The organism is Bifidobacterium colobi (assembly GCF_018555455.1).
GTDB lineage: Bacteria > Actinomycetota > Actinomycetes > Actinomycetales > Bifidobacteriaceae > Bifidobacterium > Bifidobacterium colobi.
Map to the genome: position 1 here is coordinate 213128 of NZ_JAFEJU010000004.1, position 16223 is coordinate 229350.

The following is a 16223-nucleotide window of genomic DNA, read 5'->3' on the forward strand; positions in this document are numbered from 1 at the left end:
CGGCTATAAGTTCGCCCTATAACGACACTCAAAGTGTTCTTATGAGTGTGAATCTGTGATGTTTTGGTAGCCTGAGTCGGGTTACGAACGCATACATTGGAGGATTCATGTCCACTCTGACTTCCGTCTCCGGCTTCCCACGCATCGGGCAGAACCGTGAACTGAAGAAGATCATCGAAGGTTACTGGAAGGGCGCCAACGATCTGGCCGCCGTCAAGGCCACTGCAGCCGAATTGCGCGCCAAGCACTGGAAGTTGCAGCAGGCTGCCGGCATCGATCTGATTCCAAGCAACGACTTCAGCTACTACGATCAGATGCTGGACACCGCCATCCTCCTCAACGTGATTCCAAAGCGCTACGAGCGTCTCGCCTTCGAAAACCAGGAAGACACGCTCTTCGCCATGGCCCGCGGCTACCAGGGTGAGAAGGGCGATGTGACCGCCCTGCCGATGAAGAAGTGGTTCACCACCAATTACCACTATCTGGTGCCCGAAGTCGAACCCGGCGAGGAGATCAAGCTCAACTCCACCACGCCGTTTGACGAGTTCAACGAAGCCAAGGCACTCGGCATCCTCACCAAGCCGGTTTTGATCGGCCCGTACACCTTCCTGAAGCTCGCCCGCACCGATCAGGCCACCGAGCTCGAATACGACAAGGGCCTCGTCAACGCCGTGGCCGCCGTCTACGCCGAAGTGCTCACCAAGTTCAACGAGCTCGGAGCCGAATGGCTGCAGCTCGACGAGCCGTACCTCGTGCTCGACAAGGAGCCGGGCGACGTGGAGCTCTTCAAGACCCTCTACACCAAGATCCTGGCCGCCAAGGCCGGCGTCAAGGTGCTGCTCAACACCTACTTCGGCCACATCGCCGACGTGTACGAAACCGTGAACCTGCTCGGCTTCGACGGCATCGGACTGGATCTCAATGAAGGCCGCGAGGAGAATCTCGAAGCCGTGGCCAAGTACGGCGTGGCCTCCAACACCACCATCTTCGCCGGCGTGGTCAATGGTCGCAACATCTGGCGCAACAACTACGCTACCTCCCTCGGCCTGGTGGACGCGCTGAAGCAGGTCACCGACAATGTGGCCGTCTCCACCGCATCCTCCCTGCTGCACGTGCCGTTCAGCACCGAAGGCGAAACCGGTATTCCGGCCGAAGACCTGAAGCACTTCGCCTTCGCCGTCGAAAAGCTCGGCGAACTCAAGGAAGTCGCCGTGCTCACCGACGCCACCGAAGACGAAAAGAAGGCATCCGAAGCCCTCGCCGCCAACCAGGCACTGTTCGACGGCACCCGCGTGGCCGCCGACCCGGCCGTAGCCGCACGCGTAAACGGTCTGACCGCCGACGACTACGTTCGTCAGCCTGCCCGCGAAGAGCGCCAGAAGCTGCAGCGCGAGGCTCTTGGCCTGCCGCTGCTGCCCACCACCACCATCGGCTCCTTCCCGCAGACCAAGGAAGTGCGTGCCGAACGCGCCAAGCTTCGCAAGGGCGAAATCACCAAGGAAGCCTATGACGCATTCATCAAGGCCCAGATCGACGCCTGCATCAAGCACCAGGAGGAAATCGGCCTCGACGTGCTGGTTCACGGCGAATTCGAACGCAACGACATGGTCGAATACTTCGGCCAGAACCTCAACGGCTTCCTGTTCACCAAGAACGCCTGGGTGCAGTCCTACGGCACCCGCTGCGTAAAGCCTCCGATCGTTTGGGGCGACGTCTCCCGCGCCAAGCCGATCACCGTGGAGTGGTCCGCATACGCCCAGTCCCGCACCAATCATGTGATGAAGGGCATGCTCACCGGCCCGGTGACCATCCTCAACTGGTCTTGGCCGCGTGAAGACATCACCCACGAGGAACAGACCAAGCAGCTGGCCCTCGCCATCCGCGACGAAGTGCTCGACCTCGAAGCCGCCGGCATCAAGGTCATCCAGATCGATGAGGCCGCTCTGCGCGAGAAGCTGCCGCTTCGTAAGTCCGATTGGCACGTCAAGTACCTTGACTGGGCAGTGCCGGCCTTCCGTCTGGTGCACTCCGCGGTGAAGCCCACCACCCAGATTCACACCCACATGTGCTACTCGGAGTTCAACGACATCATCCGCGACATCGATGCAATGGATGCCGACGTGATCTCCTTCGAAGCCTCCCGTGGTGATCTGGTGGTGCTCGACGCCATCCACGACGCCCACTTCGAAACCGAAGCCGGCCCGGGCGTCTACGACATCCACTCGCCGCGTATCCCGTCCGAGAAGGAAATCGAGGATCGTATCTACGAGATTCTCGACAAGATGGACGTCAACAAGGTGTGGATCAACCCGGATTGCGGTCTGAAGACCCGTGGCAACGCCGAAACCTGGCCGAGCCTCGAGCATCTGGTCGCCGCAGCCAAGGCCGTTCGCGCCAAGCTCGGTAAGTAGAACATCGCAGGCTCCCTCTTAATGAGGGAGCCATACTTTAGCCAAAAGGAACTGATTATGCATTCGCCGATGTTTTCATTGGAAGTCTTCCCGCCCAAGCGAGACGCTCCAGTGGGAACCATTTATGACACGTTGGACGGTATTGAAGATCTGAAGCCGGACTTCATCTCCGTTACCTACGGTCACGGCACGCATTCCGATCGCACCGCCACCGCCCGCATCGCGAACACAATTGTGAACGAATACCGTATTCCGGCAGTCGCCCATCTGACAGCCCTGTATTCGGACCAAGCGAAAATCGATGAGGCGCTGGACATGTTTGAGAACGCCGGCGTCAACACCGTGCTCGCCCTGCGAGGCGACTACATCGATGGCGAGCAGGTGATTGGTGCATTCGAACATGCCAGCGATCTGGTGGCCTATATTCGCGAGCGCAAGCCCAATTTCACCGTGTTCGGCGCATGCTATCCGGAAGGCCATTATCAGGCCGAATCATTGGACAAAGACATCGAACATTTGAAGATCAAGGTGGATGCTGGCGTCACCCATCTGATTACCCAGCTGTTCTACGACAACGATGACTTCTACCGCTTTCGCGATAAAGTGCGCGCAGCCGGCATCACGGTGCCGATTGAAGCGGGCATCATGCCGGTGCGCGGCGCCAAATCAGTGCGCCGCATGGCCGTGCGCAATGCCTCCCGCATCCCTGAGCATCTCGATGCGCTGCTCAACCGTTGGGAAGGCAATGCCGAGGCGCTGCACAACGCGGGCATCCTCTACGCATCCGAGCAAATCGCGGATTTGGTGGCGCACGGAGTCGACGGTGTGCACTTGTACACGATGAACCATCCGGCAACCACCCGCCGCATCTGGCGCAACGTCAAATCGCTGTTCAACGAGTAGCAATCGCCAGTCATTGAGCGTAAGCCAAGTCCGGCTCTCTGACTTTTGCCATGCTGGTTCGATGATGTAGCCGCTCACTATGGCCTCTGTGCTGTGCATTCAGATGGGAGAATGCAAGGCGCAGAGGCCATAAGCGTATATAGTGGAACTTTATGGAAGCAATGACGACGTTCAAACCCAGTGCCATGTCGTTGATCAGGGCGGGATTGCAGGATCTCGATAAAGCCCGCGAGCTCTTCGACCAGTTGAAAGCCGATGGCATCTCCGACTCCCATCGCAGCGAACTGCTGGGCTATCTCTCCCACGCTGGCGACCCGGATATCGCACTGCGTAATTTCGTGGACATCGTCAGCGCCATGCAATCCAGCGGCCGCGACTTGACGCAGGTCATGCCGGACGGTGATGCGTTGAAGCGACTCATCACCGTGCTCGGTGTTTCCGATGCGTTGGGCAAATTCATGCGGTTCAAGCCGGACTTGGTTGAGGCGGCAGCAGTCGATCATTGCAATAGTCATCTGTTCAATCATGAGCAGCGCAGAGCGCACCTGCTCAAAGCCTTGGGCGCGGACCCGGCGGAGAAGGCCAGTCCCAAAGCCACCAAAGATCTGGCGGAAGCGGCGACCGCGTTGCGCGCCAGCTACCGCCGTCAGCTTGCCGCCATCATCGCTCAGGATGCCACTGCCGACGACCCGACCGTTATCCAGCCAACCATCAGCCATGAGCTTTCCGACCTGGCTGATGCCGCTCTGGAAGGCGCGTTGGCCATTGCGCGCAAGGAAGTCGAGGGCAGCGATCAGGTACGATTCACCATCATCGGCATGGGCAAACTCGGCGCCCAGGAACTGAACTATGTGTCCGATGTGGATTTGATTTACGTGGTCGAACCGGCCAGCAAGGAAGTCGATCACCAGACATTGATTCGTGTGGGCACCAAAATGGGCACCACATTGCAGCGCGTATGCCAGTCGGCGATCATGGGCGTGGCCGAACAGCCGTTATGGCAGATCGATGGTGGCCTGCGACCGGAAGGCAAGGATGGTCAGCTGGTGCGCGTGCTCGAATCGCACAAAAACTACTACGAACAGTGGGCGGAAAACTGGGAGTTCCAAGCACTGCTCAAGGCCCGCCCGGTAGCCGGCGATCCGGAGCTCGGCCAAGCCTACATGGACATGACGCGACCGTTCGTCTGGAGCGCATCCAAGCGCAAGAACTTCGTCTATGACTGCCAGAAAATGCGCAAGCGCGTCGAGGATCTGATTCCGGCACCATTGAAGGACCGTGAAATCAAGCTCGGTCGCGGTGGTCTAAGGGATGTGGAATTCACCGTGCAGATGCTGCAATTGGTGCACGGTCGAACCGATGAAACCTTACGCACCAGCAACACGTTGGACTCGTTGCAGCGGCTTTCCGAAGGTGGTTACATTTCCCGCAAACAAGCCGTGCGCATGTCTCAGGATTATCGTTTTGAACGTGTGATGGAGCATCGCCAGCAGATCTGGTCGCTGAAGCGTACGCATCTGTTCCCGGATCTTGGGCGGGCCTCGGTGGGTGGGCTCGAGAAGAAGCGTGACATCGATATTGACGAGCTCAATCAGAATCAGGAGCTGCGCCGACTGGCCCGTGCGTTCGGCCTGCATCCGGAAGAACTCGTGGAGAAATACGACGACACCCGCCGCGAGGTGCGTCACCTGCATCTCGACATTTATTACCGTCCGATGCTGCCGGTCAGCGCACAGCTCGAAGACGATCAGATCAACCTGAGCGTTGCCGCCGCACAGGAGCGTTTCGCATCCATTGGATTCGGCGACCCGGATGCCGCCATTCGCCACGTGCAGGCGCTTACCGCGGGCGTGGGCCGCGCGGCGAAAATCAACCGCATCATCCTGCCCGCCGTACTGCAGTGGCTGGGCGAGGGCCAGAATCCGGACATGGGTCTGCTCAACTGGCGCAAACTGGAAGAAAACTTCGGCACCCAATCCGGATACCTCGGCTTCCTACGCGACTCCACGTCGGCAGCACAACGCCTATGCCATGTGCTCTCCAACTCGCGATTCCTCGGCGACGCGCTCAACAAGTCGGTGGAATCCATCAGCTGGCTGGGCGACGACGACAATCTCAAAGCCCGCACCCGCGAAGCACTGGACATTCAAACGAATTCCGCACTCGAACGATTCGGTTCGAGCATGAACGAATTCGCCAACTCCGTGCGTGCGATGCGCCGCCACGAAATCGAACGCATCGGACTGGCATGGATGAGCGGCGTGATGGATGACGCCACCTGCCTGAAAGCCATGACCGACGTATACGATGCGATCATTGACGCTTCATTGAAGTGGGCCGTGCGCCACCAGACCGCTGTATTCGGTTTGGATTCAGCCCCGGCGGATATCACGGTGATCGCCATGGGCCGCTACGGTGGCCGCGAAGTCAACTTCAGCTCCGATGCCGACGCAATTTTGATTTATCGCCCGGCCGATGATGCCGATGATGCGCAGGCCAATGCGTTCGCCAAGAAGGCCGTGGAAGATCTGCGCAACATCCTGCAAGGCCCAACCACCTTCGAGCCGAAGATTGAGCTTGATCTTGATCTGCGGCCGGAAGGCAAGAACGGTCCGATCGTGCGCTCGTATGCATCCTGTGAGGAATACTACGAATCCTGGGCATCCACATGGGAGCATCAGGCACTGCTGCGCGCACGCTATGCTGCAGGAGACGCGGAACTGGCACGCGACTTTCTCATCAATATCGCCGATCCGCTGCGCTACCCAACTGCAGAGCTCAGCGACACCGAACTGCAAAGCATTCGTAAGCTCAAGGCGCGTATGGAAGCCGAGCGACTGCCGCGTGGCGTGCGCCGCGAACGCCATCTGAAGCTCGGCAAAGGCGGACTTTCCGACGTGGAATGGACCGTGCAGCTATTGCAGCTGCAGCATGCAGGTACCATCAAGGACCTGCGTGTCAACGGCACGTTGGAAGCATTGGATGTGCTGGAAGACAAGAAGCTCATCAGTGCCATCGATGCCATTCAGCTGCGCAAGGCGTGGACCACATGTACGGCAGCGCGCAACGGCAACTATCTGTGGTCCGGTCGTGCCAATCAGGCGGATATCTTGCCCGATGACATCTATTCGCTCGGCGGCATCGCCGTGTACCTCGGCTATGGCGCCCACCGCGGCCAGCATTTCGAAAACGATCTGCTTGGCGTGATGCGCAAATGCCGCGACGTATGCCAGCGACTGTTCTACGGTATGACGGAAGAGGATGGTGCCGCTGCTTCAACGGTTGCCGGACGCTCGGGCGGGGCAGCCGGTGTGCCGCAAAAGCCCGCAAAACCGCGCATGCACGTTATCGCTCCGCGCCTGGCGGCCAACCGTCGCCGCGCCCAGCGGTAGGGTGAACACTCGGTGAACATGGCTGTCCGAAAAATGGCGTAAGTTAGATAAGGTCACATAAAGGGTGGCCACCTGTAACCACGAGCGAAAAGGTGAGCCTTGTCTAAAGAAACACCCATGGTCGGCAAAAGCGTTGTGACGCTTGACGACTTGTCTACCAATCAGATTCTCGAAATGTTGCATAAGGCCGAGTACATCGACGCCCATCGCAAGGAAGTCTCGCACACCTGCGAGGGTCGCGTGCTCGCCACCTTGTTCTACGAGCCTTCCACCCGCACCCGCCTGAGCTTCGAAACCGCAATGCTGCGTCTCGGCGGCAAGGTCATCGGCTTCGCTGGCGCACAGCTGGCCTCCGTGACCAAGGGCGAAACGATTTCCGACACCCTGAAAACCGTGTCGAACTACGTGGACGTGGTCGCCATCCGCCACCCGAAGGAAGGCGCCGCGCTGGTGGCCTCCCGCGCAGCATCCGTGCCGGTGATCAACGCCGGCGACGGTGGCCACATGCACCCCACGCAGACACTGGCCGATCTGGCTACGCTGCAGTCCCGTTTCGGCCGCATCACCGACCTGACCGTGGGTCTGTGCGGCGATCTGACGTTCGGCCGCACCGTGCACTCCCTGATCGAAACCCTCTGCCGCTTCGGCAACGTGCGTTTCATCCTCATCAGCCCGGAAGAGCTGAAGACCCCGCAGTACGTGATCGACCGCATCAACGCCACGCCGAGCTGCTCCTACGTGGAAGTGCGCGATCTGGCCTCCGTAATCGGCGACCTCGACGTGCTGTACATGACCCGCGTGCAGAAGGAACGTTTCTTCAACGAAGACGATTACCTGCGCCTGCGCGACACCTACATCCTTGACGAGAGCAAGATGGCCCTCGCCAAGCCGCATATGGCTGTGCTGCATCCGCTGCCGCGCGTCAACGAAATCGCCGTGGAAGTGGACGATGACCCGCGCGCAGCCTACTTCGAACAGGTCAAGAACGGCATGCTCATGCGCATGGCCCTCGAAAGCTCCGTGGTAGGCGATGACCTGCCTGGCTACGAACCGCTCAACCCCAAGGAGGTGCAAGCCTGATGGAAGTCACCAGCATCGTTAACGGCATCATCATCGATCATGTGCCGGCCGGCACCTCGCTGAAGGTACTGGAATACCTGAAGATCGATCCGTCGAAGACCAAGCTCGCGCTGATCATGAACACCACATCCAAGCGCTTCGGCACCAAGGACATCATCAAGATCGAAGACGATAAGGACATCGATCTCGACGTGCTCGGTTTCGTGGCACGTCAGGCCACCGTGGACGTGGTACGCGGCGGGCACATCGTCGAAAAGAAGCAGCCGCACCTGCCCGAGCACATCGTCGGCGTCATTAAGTGCGTGAACCCTCGCTGTGTGACCACCAGCGAGCACGACATTAAGCAGATGTTCCACTTGGTGCACTCCGATCGACTCGAATACCGCTGCGACTACTGCGACGAGGAAGCGAAACTGTGAGCATCACCCTACGCAACATCAAGGTCTGGAACACCGGCGAAATCATCGACCTCGTGGTTCCAGGCCTCGCTGACGCCTACTTCGCCGATACCGACACCGTGCACGATGGTGCCGATATCGATGCCACGGGACTGACCGTGGCCCCCGGCTTCGCAGACCCGCATGTGCACTTCCGCGATCCCGGCCAGACTTACAAAGAGTCCATGGTTTCCGGCTGCCGTGCCTCGGCATCCGGCGGGTACACGAACGTGCTCATCATGCCGAATACGCTGCCTGCACTTGACGGTCAGACGGTGAGTGATGCGGATGCCGCTGCCGATAAGCCCGGTGCACGCGAGATGCGCGAGGCTGGTTTCAGCAATGTCATCGATTTCCTTCAGAACTACGATGCCGCGCATGATGTGAAGCTGCCGGTTCGCTACGACCTGTGCGTGTGCGCATCCAAGGATCGCGCCGGCAAGGAGGCAAGCGACACCGCTGATTGGCTCAAGTATGTGCCCGGATTCGATGATGATGCCAAGACCCCGGCCATGTGGGCTCATCCGGTTACCGCTATCAGTGATGACGGTGCCGCTGTACCCGAGCCGATTCTCGATCAGGTGCTGGCGAATGCCAAGGCTTCCGATTTGTATCTGATTGAGCACTGCGAGCATCACGATACCGGTGCCGTCAATGAAGGTCCGGTGTCTCGCCAGCTTGGTGTCCCCGGCATTCCGGAGGATACCGAGCTCAAGATCGTGGCCCGTGATATCGAAGCCGCACGCCGCACCGGTATCCACGTGCACTTCCAGCATGTAAGCACCGCGATTTCGTTCGAGGCCATTCGCAAGGCCAAGGCCGAAGGACTGCCGATCACTTGCGAAACCGCACCGCATTATCTGGCTTTGAGCGACGAGGCGCTGCTCGAATATGGCACGCTGGCCAAGATGAATCCGCCGCTGCGCTCCGAAGCCGACCGCAAGGCCACCATCGCGGCCATCGCCGACGGCACGGTCGACCTGCTGGCCACCGATCACGCCCCGCACACAATGGATGAGAAAGCCCTGGGATTCCTCGAGGCACCCAACGGCATCATCGGCTTGGAATGCGCCTACGGCGTATGCCACAAGGTGCTGGTGGATGGCGGTCACATTTCGGATGAGCGACTGATCGAGCTTATGTCCGTGGCGCCGGAAGCGCTGATGGGCCATGATGCCACCGATATCGCCGTACTCGTGGAGGACTGGGCCGAGCCAGCGCCTACCGGTGATGATCCGGAAGCGGTGATCGCCGAGGAACGCGAGGCAGAGGAAAGCCACGAAGCTGATCGGACTGCCAAGCGTGAAGGTGTGAATCGTCTGCTTGACTTGAGCCGTGTGGATGATGCCGCACACGTGGATCTGGCCATCTTGAACACCGATGAGGAATGGACCGTGGATCCGGAACGCTTCCACTCCGCCGCACGCAACACCCCGTTCGGCGGCTGGAAGGTCACTGGACGTCCGCTCGCCACCATCATCGGCTCCCAATTCATGTTCAGCCGCCTGTAGAGAACGAAAGGACTTCGATGGATCGCTTGATCGAAGCAATCAATAACGTGCAGAACCCATCCGTCGTGGGTCTGGACCCCACCGAAGCACTGGTACCGCCGCAGGTGGTGGCCAGCTTCGCCGACGAAGTGCGCGACTCGGTGGATTCCCCGGAAGAGCTGCCCGCCGCACAGCTGGCGGTCGCCTACTTCGAATTCAACCGCACCATTATCGATGCGGTGGCCGATATCGTGCCTGCGGTCAAGCCGCAGATCGCCATGTACGAGGCGCTCGGTCCGGCTGGTGTGGATGTGTACACGATGACCTGCGAATACGCCGCCCAGCAGGGCCTGTACGTGCTTGGTGACGTGAAGCGCGGCGACATCGGCTCCACGGCTGCCGCCTATGCCCATCACTTGAACGGTGTTTCCGCCGCTGCGGAAGATGGCACTGCTTTCGACCCGTGGCATGAGGATGCCGTGACCGTGAACCCGTATCTCGGCACGGATGGCATCACGCCGTTTGTTCAGGCCGCCACCGAAGCCGACAAGGACATTTTCGTGCTGGTGCGCACCTCCAACCCGTCCTCCAGTGAGCTGCAGATGCTCGATCTGGCGGACGGCAAGAAGGTCTACGAGCATGTGGCCGACCTTGTGGAAGGCTGGGGTGCCGAAACCATCGGCGAACACGGCTACTCCCGAGTAGGTGCCGTGGTCGGTGCCACGCATCCGGAAGAAGGTCGTGCACTGCGTGCCCGCATGCCGCACACGTTCTTCCTGGTGCCGGGCTACGGCGCTCAGGGTGGTACCGCTCAGGATGTCGCCGGCATGTTCGACGCCGATGGCAGTGGCGCGCTCGTCAACTCTTCCCGCGGCATCATCGGCGCATGGAAGAAGAGCGGCAAGTACTCCGAATCCATGAGCGCCGATGAGGCACTGGATTTGGTTGCCGAAAGCGCCCGACAAGCCGCTCTCGATATGCGCGACGCCCTGCGCATCGCCGTCTATCGCTGATCGGCGGACCAGAACTGAGACAAGGAATCTTATGACTACCTTCACTCCAACGCATGATGTGGTGGCTGAAGCCACCGCAGCGGGATTCTTCCCGCCGCGCCACACCGTGGAAGTCACGGCAGTACGCGAACTGACCGACCATGTGGTGCGCTTGACTTTCCGCGACGCGTTCATTGCCTCCCATGCCAAGCCCGCACAATTTGTTAACCTGTTCACGCACGACGATTTCATGTTGATGCCTCGCCCGTTCGGTGTCAGCGAAGTCGAGGGCGACGAGGTCAGTGTGATCTTCGCAGTCATTGGCCACGGTACTGAGCAGCTTGCGCAGCTTGAAGTCGGCGACACGGTGGACGTACTCGGTCCGCTCGGCCGCGGCTTCAACCTGAAGCAGGACGCCAACTACATCCTTGTCGGTGGTGGCCTTGGCGTACCTCCGCTGGTGTACGCGGCACAGAAAATCGCCGACATGGCCGGTTCCGTGGCAACCTCCGTAATCGGTTACCGTGACGCCCACTTCGGTGAGGAATTCGTCTCCCGCTACACCGATCGCTCCTTCAGCATCGACAACGCCCAAGGCAATGTCGTTGATCTGCTGAACCAACTGGAACAGTCCGGCGAGCTCTATGTCACCGATCATGCGCCGATTATTCTCTCCTGTGGTCCGTTGCCGATGATGAAGGCGGTCGCCCAGTGGGCCGCCGAACGTGATATGCCGGCACAGCTCAGCATGGAACAGCGCATGGGCTGCGGTTACGGAACCTGCGTGCTGTGCACCGTGGACACGGTAGACGGTCGACTCAAGGTGTGCTCCGATGGCCCGGTATTCACCCGCGAACAGCTCGGATGGGGGGAGTGACGATGAGCCTTACCACAGCAACGACTGCCGCACGTCAAACCGACAAGCACATCAACATCTACGAGCCGCACGAGTGGAAGCATTCGACCAAGGTGGCTGGCGTCACTTGGAAGAACCCGGTCGGTACCGCTTCCGGAACCTTTCAGTATGCCGCCGTCCGCTGGTTCTATGATGTCAGCCAGCTTGGCGCGGTGTCCACCAAGGGATGCTCGCCGATTCCGTGGGAAGGCAATCCGTCCCCACGCACGGCGGAAGGCCCCGCATCGAACCTCAACGCCGTCGGTCTGCAGAATCCCGGCGTGGACCATTATCTCGAAGATGACCTGCCCAAGCTGAAGAAAGCCGGCGCATTGGTGGTGGCCAATGTGGCGGGTCACTGCGATGACGATTACATGCAAGTGGTCGCCAAACTTGCCGATTCCGATGCGGACATGCTCGAAATCAACGTCAGCTGCCCGAACGTGACCCACGGTGGCATGAGCGTCGGCACCGATCCCGTGGCCTTGGCCGCGCTGATGGACAAGCTGCGCCCGATGACCGACAAGCCGATGATCGTCAAGCTCACGCCGAACGTCACCGACATCACCGTGCCGGCTCGCGCGGCCGTGGAACATGGTGCCGATGCGCTGAGCATGATCAACACCGTGCTCGGCATGAGGCTCAATATCCGCACCGGTGAGCCGATCATCGCCAACAAAACCGGCGGTGTGTCCGGTCCGGCCGTGCTGCCCATTGGCATCGCCGCCGTATACCGCGTGCGTACCGCGTTGCCGGAGATTCCAATCATCGGCATCGGTGGCATCGACTCCGGTGAAAAGGCGTTGGAATACTTGTACGCCGGCGCGAATGCCGTGGAAGTGGGCGCGGCAGCGCTCTTCGACCCGGTGGCACCGCTGCGCATCGCCCGTGAATTGGATGACCTGTTGGACGAGCGTCCCGAGCTCGCTGCTAAACTGGCCGCAGGCAAAACTTGGAGGTAAATGCTATGGCAGAAACGCTTGCACATCGTTTTACGGAATTCCTGCTGGAATCCAACGCATTGAAGTTCGGCGACTTCACGCTGAAGTCCGGCCGCCAGAGCCCGTACTTCATCAACGCCGGTGCTTTCGATGACGGCAAGAAGATCGCGACTTTGGGTGCTTTCTACGCCGAGAAGATCAGCCAGGCCATCGTGCACAACACGATTCCGCGCGACATCGACACCGTGTTCGGCCCGGCATATAAGGGCATTCCGCTGGCTGTCTCCACCGCCATCGCACTGACCGCAGGTCATAACATGACCGTCGGTTACACCTTCGACCGCAAGGAAAAGAAGGATCACGGCGACGGCGGCTGGATGGTCGGCACCCCGCTCACCGACGGCATGAAGGTGCTGCTCGTGGACGATGTGATGACCGCCGGCACCGCAGTGCGCGAGGTCATTCCGAAGCTCAAGGCCGAAGCCAACGTCGAGGTCGTGGGTCTGGTGCTCTCCGTGGATCGTATGGAGAAGACCAAGGATTCCGACCTGTCCGCAGTCAAGGCTGTGGAGCAGGAGTTCGGCTTCCCGGTGCTCGCCATCGCCAACGTACGCGAGATCTTCGACGCCGCCGCCAAGATGAAGAAGGCTGACGGCACCCCGCTGCTCGACCATGACATCAAGCAGCGCGCCGACGCCTACCTCGAACAGTACGGGGCGTGATTCGGCTCATAGCAGTTTATGAAAGCGGGCATTATGCCCGCTTTCTTCGTAAGTTGCCGCTACTACAATCATGCAATGAACAGACCGTAGAGGAGCTGGCATGGGCAATATCACGGACGATATTCGGGAGCATTTTGACACTTTTGCCGAACTGCCGTTCAACGAGACGGACAGCTTGGCGTTGGCGCAGTTGGCGTATGCGCGCATGCCGGATAACGTGCCGCGATATCAGGCGAATCCACAGGTAGCAGTCGAATCTGCAGAACAATCATCTCTGCCGATGGTGTCCGTTCGCGAGCTTCTGCGTGCGGAATGCTATGACGCCATGTTCGGCAGAGTATGGTCGCCGCAGATGAACGTGGATTTGCTACGTGCGATGTGCGAAAACCCGCGTTGGCGGAACCTCCGCGTTGGCGAATACGTGGATGAATTCGATCCGGAAACCACCAAGCAGTTCTCGGCATGCGCGTTCGCAATCGGAGACGCGGCCAACACCCTGTATATATCGTTCCGCGGCACCGACAGTTCCATCATCGGCTGGAAAGAGGATTTCACGATGGCCTTCCGCAGGCCGGTCGCCTCACAGGAGGCAGCAACGGAATATCTCGCCAACGTAGCACAGCGTTGGAATGGTCCGATCATGGTCGGAGGCCATTCCAAAGGCGGCAATCTTGCGGTATACGCCGCCGCCTGCGCGCCGGCCGGAATCCAGGACCGTATTGCCGCAATCTTCTCCCACGATGGCCCTGGTTTTGATGACGATTTCTTTGCCCTGCCTAGCTTCAAACGCATCGAATCCAAGGTGCACAAGTCGGTGCCTGGCTCCTCGATCATCGGCATGCTCTTCGAAACCCGTGAACAGTTGAGCGATGGCTATACCGTGGTCAGTAGCGATGGCATCGGCATCATGCAGCACTTCGCTTTGCACTGGCAAATCGATCATGGCCAATTCGTGCAAGCAGATGGGCTTACGCCCAGCGCGCAGTACTTGGCGCGTACGGTCAACGGCTGGATGGCGCAATTCGATGACGAGCATCGCCGCCGGTTCATTGAGAACCTGTTCGCCATCTTCGAAGCCAGTGGATACCGCACATTCGGCGAAATGACAGCACATTGGACGCAGTCACTGCCGTTGATGCTTGCATCCGCGCGCAATATCGACGCCGAAGATCGCGATGTGATGATTGAAGTAGTCAAAGGATTCGCAGCAACCGCTGCCAGCGCAGTGCTGCCAGCCAAGTAACACTGCGATCACTACAGTTGCTAAGCCAGCCCAGGTCAGCGGCGAGCCATCGACAATATCGAAAATGAACTTTAGGTGACATTGCCCCAGCGCAGCAATCAACCTCAGTACAGTGGAAGTATGAAGGAAGGTTCTGGCAAACGGAAGATCAGCGTCGTCGCCGCCGTGGTTGTCGTTGCGCTGATAGTGTTTGCAATGACGTTTGCAGTGGGGCGTTTGTTGAAGGATCCCACCACTGACCAAGGATATCAAGCAGTCGCATCCAAAGTGGCAAAGGCGCAATCGGAAACACAGACCAATCGCGGGAAAACCAAAGCGCTCACCAAGCAGCGTGATGAGTTGCGCAGTCAGGTGAAAACGGAGAAGCAGCAGTCCGAAAAAGATCTGCAATTGGTTCAGCAGTATGCTGCGGAACCTGATTCCAGCAAACCTGATTTGATTCTGGAATCCATCAGCCCGGATATCGACCCGCTGTACACGGAGCTCGGCGGCGGCATCGACCTGTACTACTATCCGAGGTTCACAGTGCGCAACAACACCGGGCATGTGATGTATGGCGCCAGCTTGGATTACCAGGTCATCGGCAAAGACGGTGGCGTGGTGGATGGTGACGAGAGCGCATACGTGTCGAATGTGGTGATCTATCCCGGTAAAACAGTGGTACTTGAGGACATGCTCAAAGACGCCGGATACTCCGGAGATACCATCAAGCCTGTCAAATTCTCCGCGTCGGTAACGAATCCCAAATATCCAGACTCCACGCAGAGCGTCGAAGGACAGTATGCCGATGATGTGAAGACGGTGGTGATTCCATGAGCAATGATACGAGCGACGATATGAACGATGATGAAGCACATGGTACTCGTGCGAACGCAGGTGGCTCGAACGCAGCCGTCTCGAATGCCGATGGCGCGAACCAGCACGAGCTGAAGCATGCTTGGGAGCATGAGCCGCAAACAATAGGCGATCGCATCTTTACCTTGCTCGATGATGGTTTGACCAAGTTGAAAACAATGCCAATCGACACGATGGTCAGTGACGCATCCCAACGGGCTGTCCGCATTGCGCACGCCGCAGTGAAGCCGCTTACTATTCTTGCCGTCCTCGCTGTGTTGGTTGGCGTTGGCGTAGCTGGTTGGACAGCGGGCGGCTATTCTGTGGCGGTGCAGAACAGTCCGGAATATCACCGGGAAACCGAAAAGCTCAAGTGGGCGACCAGCGATCTAATGGAATCAAAACAGGACGTTGAGAATCGAAACCGACAGATCAGGCAAGCGCAAAGTCAACTTGATGAGATTGCGCAGCAGCGCAAACAGTACGGGCAGATTGTAAGCGAAATCAAACAAGCCCAGCAGCAGTCGGAAGATCCGAAAATCACGGTGACCGCCATCGCTGATTATACGAAGTCGTTCACGTATTACACGGTGCCGATTACTGTGCACAACAATACGCAGGATACGTTGACGCGCTTCACCCTCTACTATCAGGCGGTGGATGGATCCGGCAATGTGGCACATAACGGGTTCGCGATGGGGGAGAGCGGCACCACGTGCGCGCCGAATGCGGATTGCGCGATTCGCATCTTCGATATGTACAATCCCGCCGGCACGAAAATCATCCCAGTGTCATGGAATGTGACCACACAAAGCGGCGAAAGCAGTAACGGGCGTTACGGTGCCGATGTGCTCAGCAGGCAGTTCTAGTTCATGTTCTAGTT

The 16223-nt window shown here is 59.0% G+C and carries 13 protein-coding genes; all 13 read left to right on the forward strand.

The window, feature by feature from the left end:
• Positions 1-107 precede the first annotated feature (107 nt).
• The 13 genes from metE (at position 108) to JS530_RS07280 (ending at position 16209) form a co-directional block, all read left to right on the forward strand.
• Positions 108-2411 carry a 5-methyltetrahydropteroyltriglutamate--homocysteine S-methyltransferase gene (gene metE / locus JS530_RS07220; protein WP_214376514.1) on the forward strand — a complete coding sequence of 768 codons (2304 nt, stop codon included), beginning with the start codon at positions 108-110 and terminating at the stop codon, positions 2409-2411.
• A 57-nt stretch (positions 2412-2468) separates the two neighbouring features.
• Positions 2469-3314, forward strand: a complete 846-nt coding sequence (gene metF, locus JS530_RS07225; RefSeq protein ID WP_214376515.1) for a methylenetetrahydrofolate reductase [NAD(P)H] — start codon at positions 2469-2471, stop codon at positions 3312-3314.
• Positions 3315-3475: 161 nt separating this feature from the next.
• Positions 3476-6706, forward strand: a complete 3231-nt coding sequence (locus JS530_RS07230; protein WP_425350861.1) for a bifunctional [glutamine synthetase] adenylyltransferase/[glutamine synthetase]-adenylyl-L-tyrosine phosphorylase — start codon at positions 3476-3478, stop codon at positions 6704-6706.
• A gap of 117 nt (positions 6707-6823) precedes the next feature.
• Positions 6824-7786, forward strand: a complete 963-nt coding sequence (pyrB, locus tag JS530_RS07235) for an aspartate carbamoyltransferase (protein ID WP_214376637.1) — start codon at positions 6824-6826, stop codon at positions 7784-7786.
• Positions 7786-8205, forward strand: coding sequence for an aspartate carbamoyltransferase regulatory subunit (locus JS530_RS07240; RefSeq protein WP_214376517.1), 420 nt, complete (start codon positions 7786-7788; stop codon positions 8203-8205). Before pyrB ends, JS530_RS07240 begins: the two co-directional genes overlap by 1 nt.
• Positions 8202-9734: a dihydroorotase gene (locus JS530_RS07245; RefSeq protein ID WP_214376518.1), complete on the forward strand. Its 1533-nt coding sequence runs from the start codon at positions 8202-8204 to the stop codon at positions 9732-9734. The genes JS530_RS07240 and JS530_RS07245 overlap by 4 nt, the downstream gene beginning before the upstream one ends.
• Positions 9735-9751: 17 nt before the next feature.
• Complete coding sequence (pyrF, locus tag JS530_RS07250) at positions 9752-10726, forward strand: orotidine-5'-phosphate decarboxylase (RefSeq protein WP_214376519.1); 975 nt, start codon at positions 9752-9754, stop codon at positions 10724-10726.
• 31 nt (positions 10727-10757) lie between these two features.
• Positions 10758-11582 carry a dihydroorotate dehydrogenase electron transfer subunit gene (locus JS530_RS07255; protein WP_214376520.1) on the forward strand — a complete coding sequence of 275 codons (825 nt, stop codon included), beginning with the start codon at positions 10758-10760 and terminating at the stop codon, positions 11580-11582.
• Entirely contained in the window at positions 11570-12562 is a 993-nt protein-coding gene (locus JS530_RS07260; RefSeq protein ID WP_214376521.1) for a dihydroorotate dehydrogenase, read from the forward strand. Before JS530_RS07255 ends, JS530_RS07260 begins: the two co-directional genes overlap by 13 nt.
• 5 nt (positions 12563-12567) lie before the next feature.
• Complete coding sequence (pyrE, locus tag JS530_RS07265) at positions 12568-13263, forward strand: orotate phosphoribosyltransferase (RefSeq protein ID WP_214376522.1); 696 nt, start codon at positions 12568-12570, stop codon at positions 13261-13263.
• Positions 13264-13363: 100 nt separating this feature from the next.
• On the forward strand, positions 13364-14506 hold the full coding sequence (locus JS530_RS07270; RefSeq protein WP_214376523.1) for a DUF2974 domain-containing protein: 1143 nt from the start codon (positions 13364-13366) through the stop codon (positions 14504-14506).
• A gap of 120 nt (positions 14507-14626) precedes the next feature.
• The gene (locus JS530_RS07275) at positions 14627-15322 is read left to right on the forward strand and encodes a hypothetical protein (protein ID WP_214376524.1); all 696 of its coding nucleotides are present in this window, start codon (positions 14627-14629) and stop codon (positions 15320-15322) included.
• Positions 15319-16209 carry a hypothetical protein gene (locus tag JS530_RS07280; RefSeq protein ID WP_214376525.1) on the forward strand — a complete coding sequence of 297 codons (891 nt, stop codon included), beginning with the start codon at positions 15319-15321 and terminating at the stop codon, positions 16207-16209. Before JS530_RS07275 ends, JS530_RS07280 begins: the two co-directional genes overlap by 4 nt.
• Positions 16210-16223 lie beyond the last annotated feature (14 nt).

Bases quoted from the DNA above. Each gene is read 5' to 3' on its own strand.
- JS530_RS07240 (WP_214376517.1), top strand. From the start codon at position 7,786: ATGGAAGTCACCAGCATCGTTAACGGCATCATCATCGATCATGTGCCG.
- pyrB (WP_214376637.1), top strand. From the start codon at position 6,824: ATGGTCGGCAAAAGCGTTGTGACGCTTGACGACTTGTCTACCAATCAG.
- JS530_RS07270 (WP_214376523.1), top strand. From the start codon at position 13,364: ATGGGCAATATCACGGACGATATTCGGGAGCATTTTGACACTTTTGCC.
- metE (WP_214376514.1), top strand. From the start codon at position 108: ATGTCCACTCTGACTTCCGTCTCCGGCTTCCCACGCATCGGGCAGAAC.
- JS530_RS07280 (WP_214376525.1), top strand. From the start codon at position 15,319: ATGAGCAATGATACGAGCGACGATATGAACGATGATGAAGCACATGGT.
- metF (WP_214376515.1), top strand. From the start codon at position 2,469: ATGCATTCGCCGATGTTTTCATTGGAAGTCTTCCCGCCCAAGCGAGAC.
- JS530_RS07275 (WP_214376524.1), top strand. From the start codon at position 14,627: ATGAAGGAAGGTTCTGGCAAACGGAAGATCAGCGTCGTCGCCGCCGTG.
- JS530_RS07255 (WP_214376520.1), top strand. From the start codon at position 10,758: ATGACTACCTTCACTCCAACGCATGATGTGGTGGCTGAAGCCACCGCA.
- JS530_RS07230 (WP_425350861.1), top strand. From the start codon at position 3,476: ATGACGACGTTCAAACCCAGTGCCATGTCGTTGATCAGGGCGGGATTG.
- JS530_RS07260 (WP_214376521.1), top strand. From the start codon at position 11,570: ATGGGGGGAGTGACGATGAGCCTTACCACAGCAACGACTGCCGCACGT.
- pyrE (WP_214376522.1), top strand. From the start codon at position 12,568: ATGGCAGAAACGCTTGCACATCGTTTTACGGAATTCCTGCTGGAATCC.
- pyrF (WP_214376519.1), top strand. From the start codon at position 9,752: ATGGATCGCTTGATCGAAGCAATCAATAACGTGCAGAACCCATCCGTC.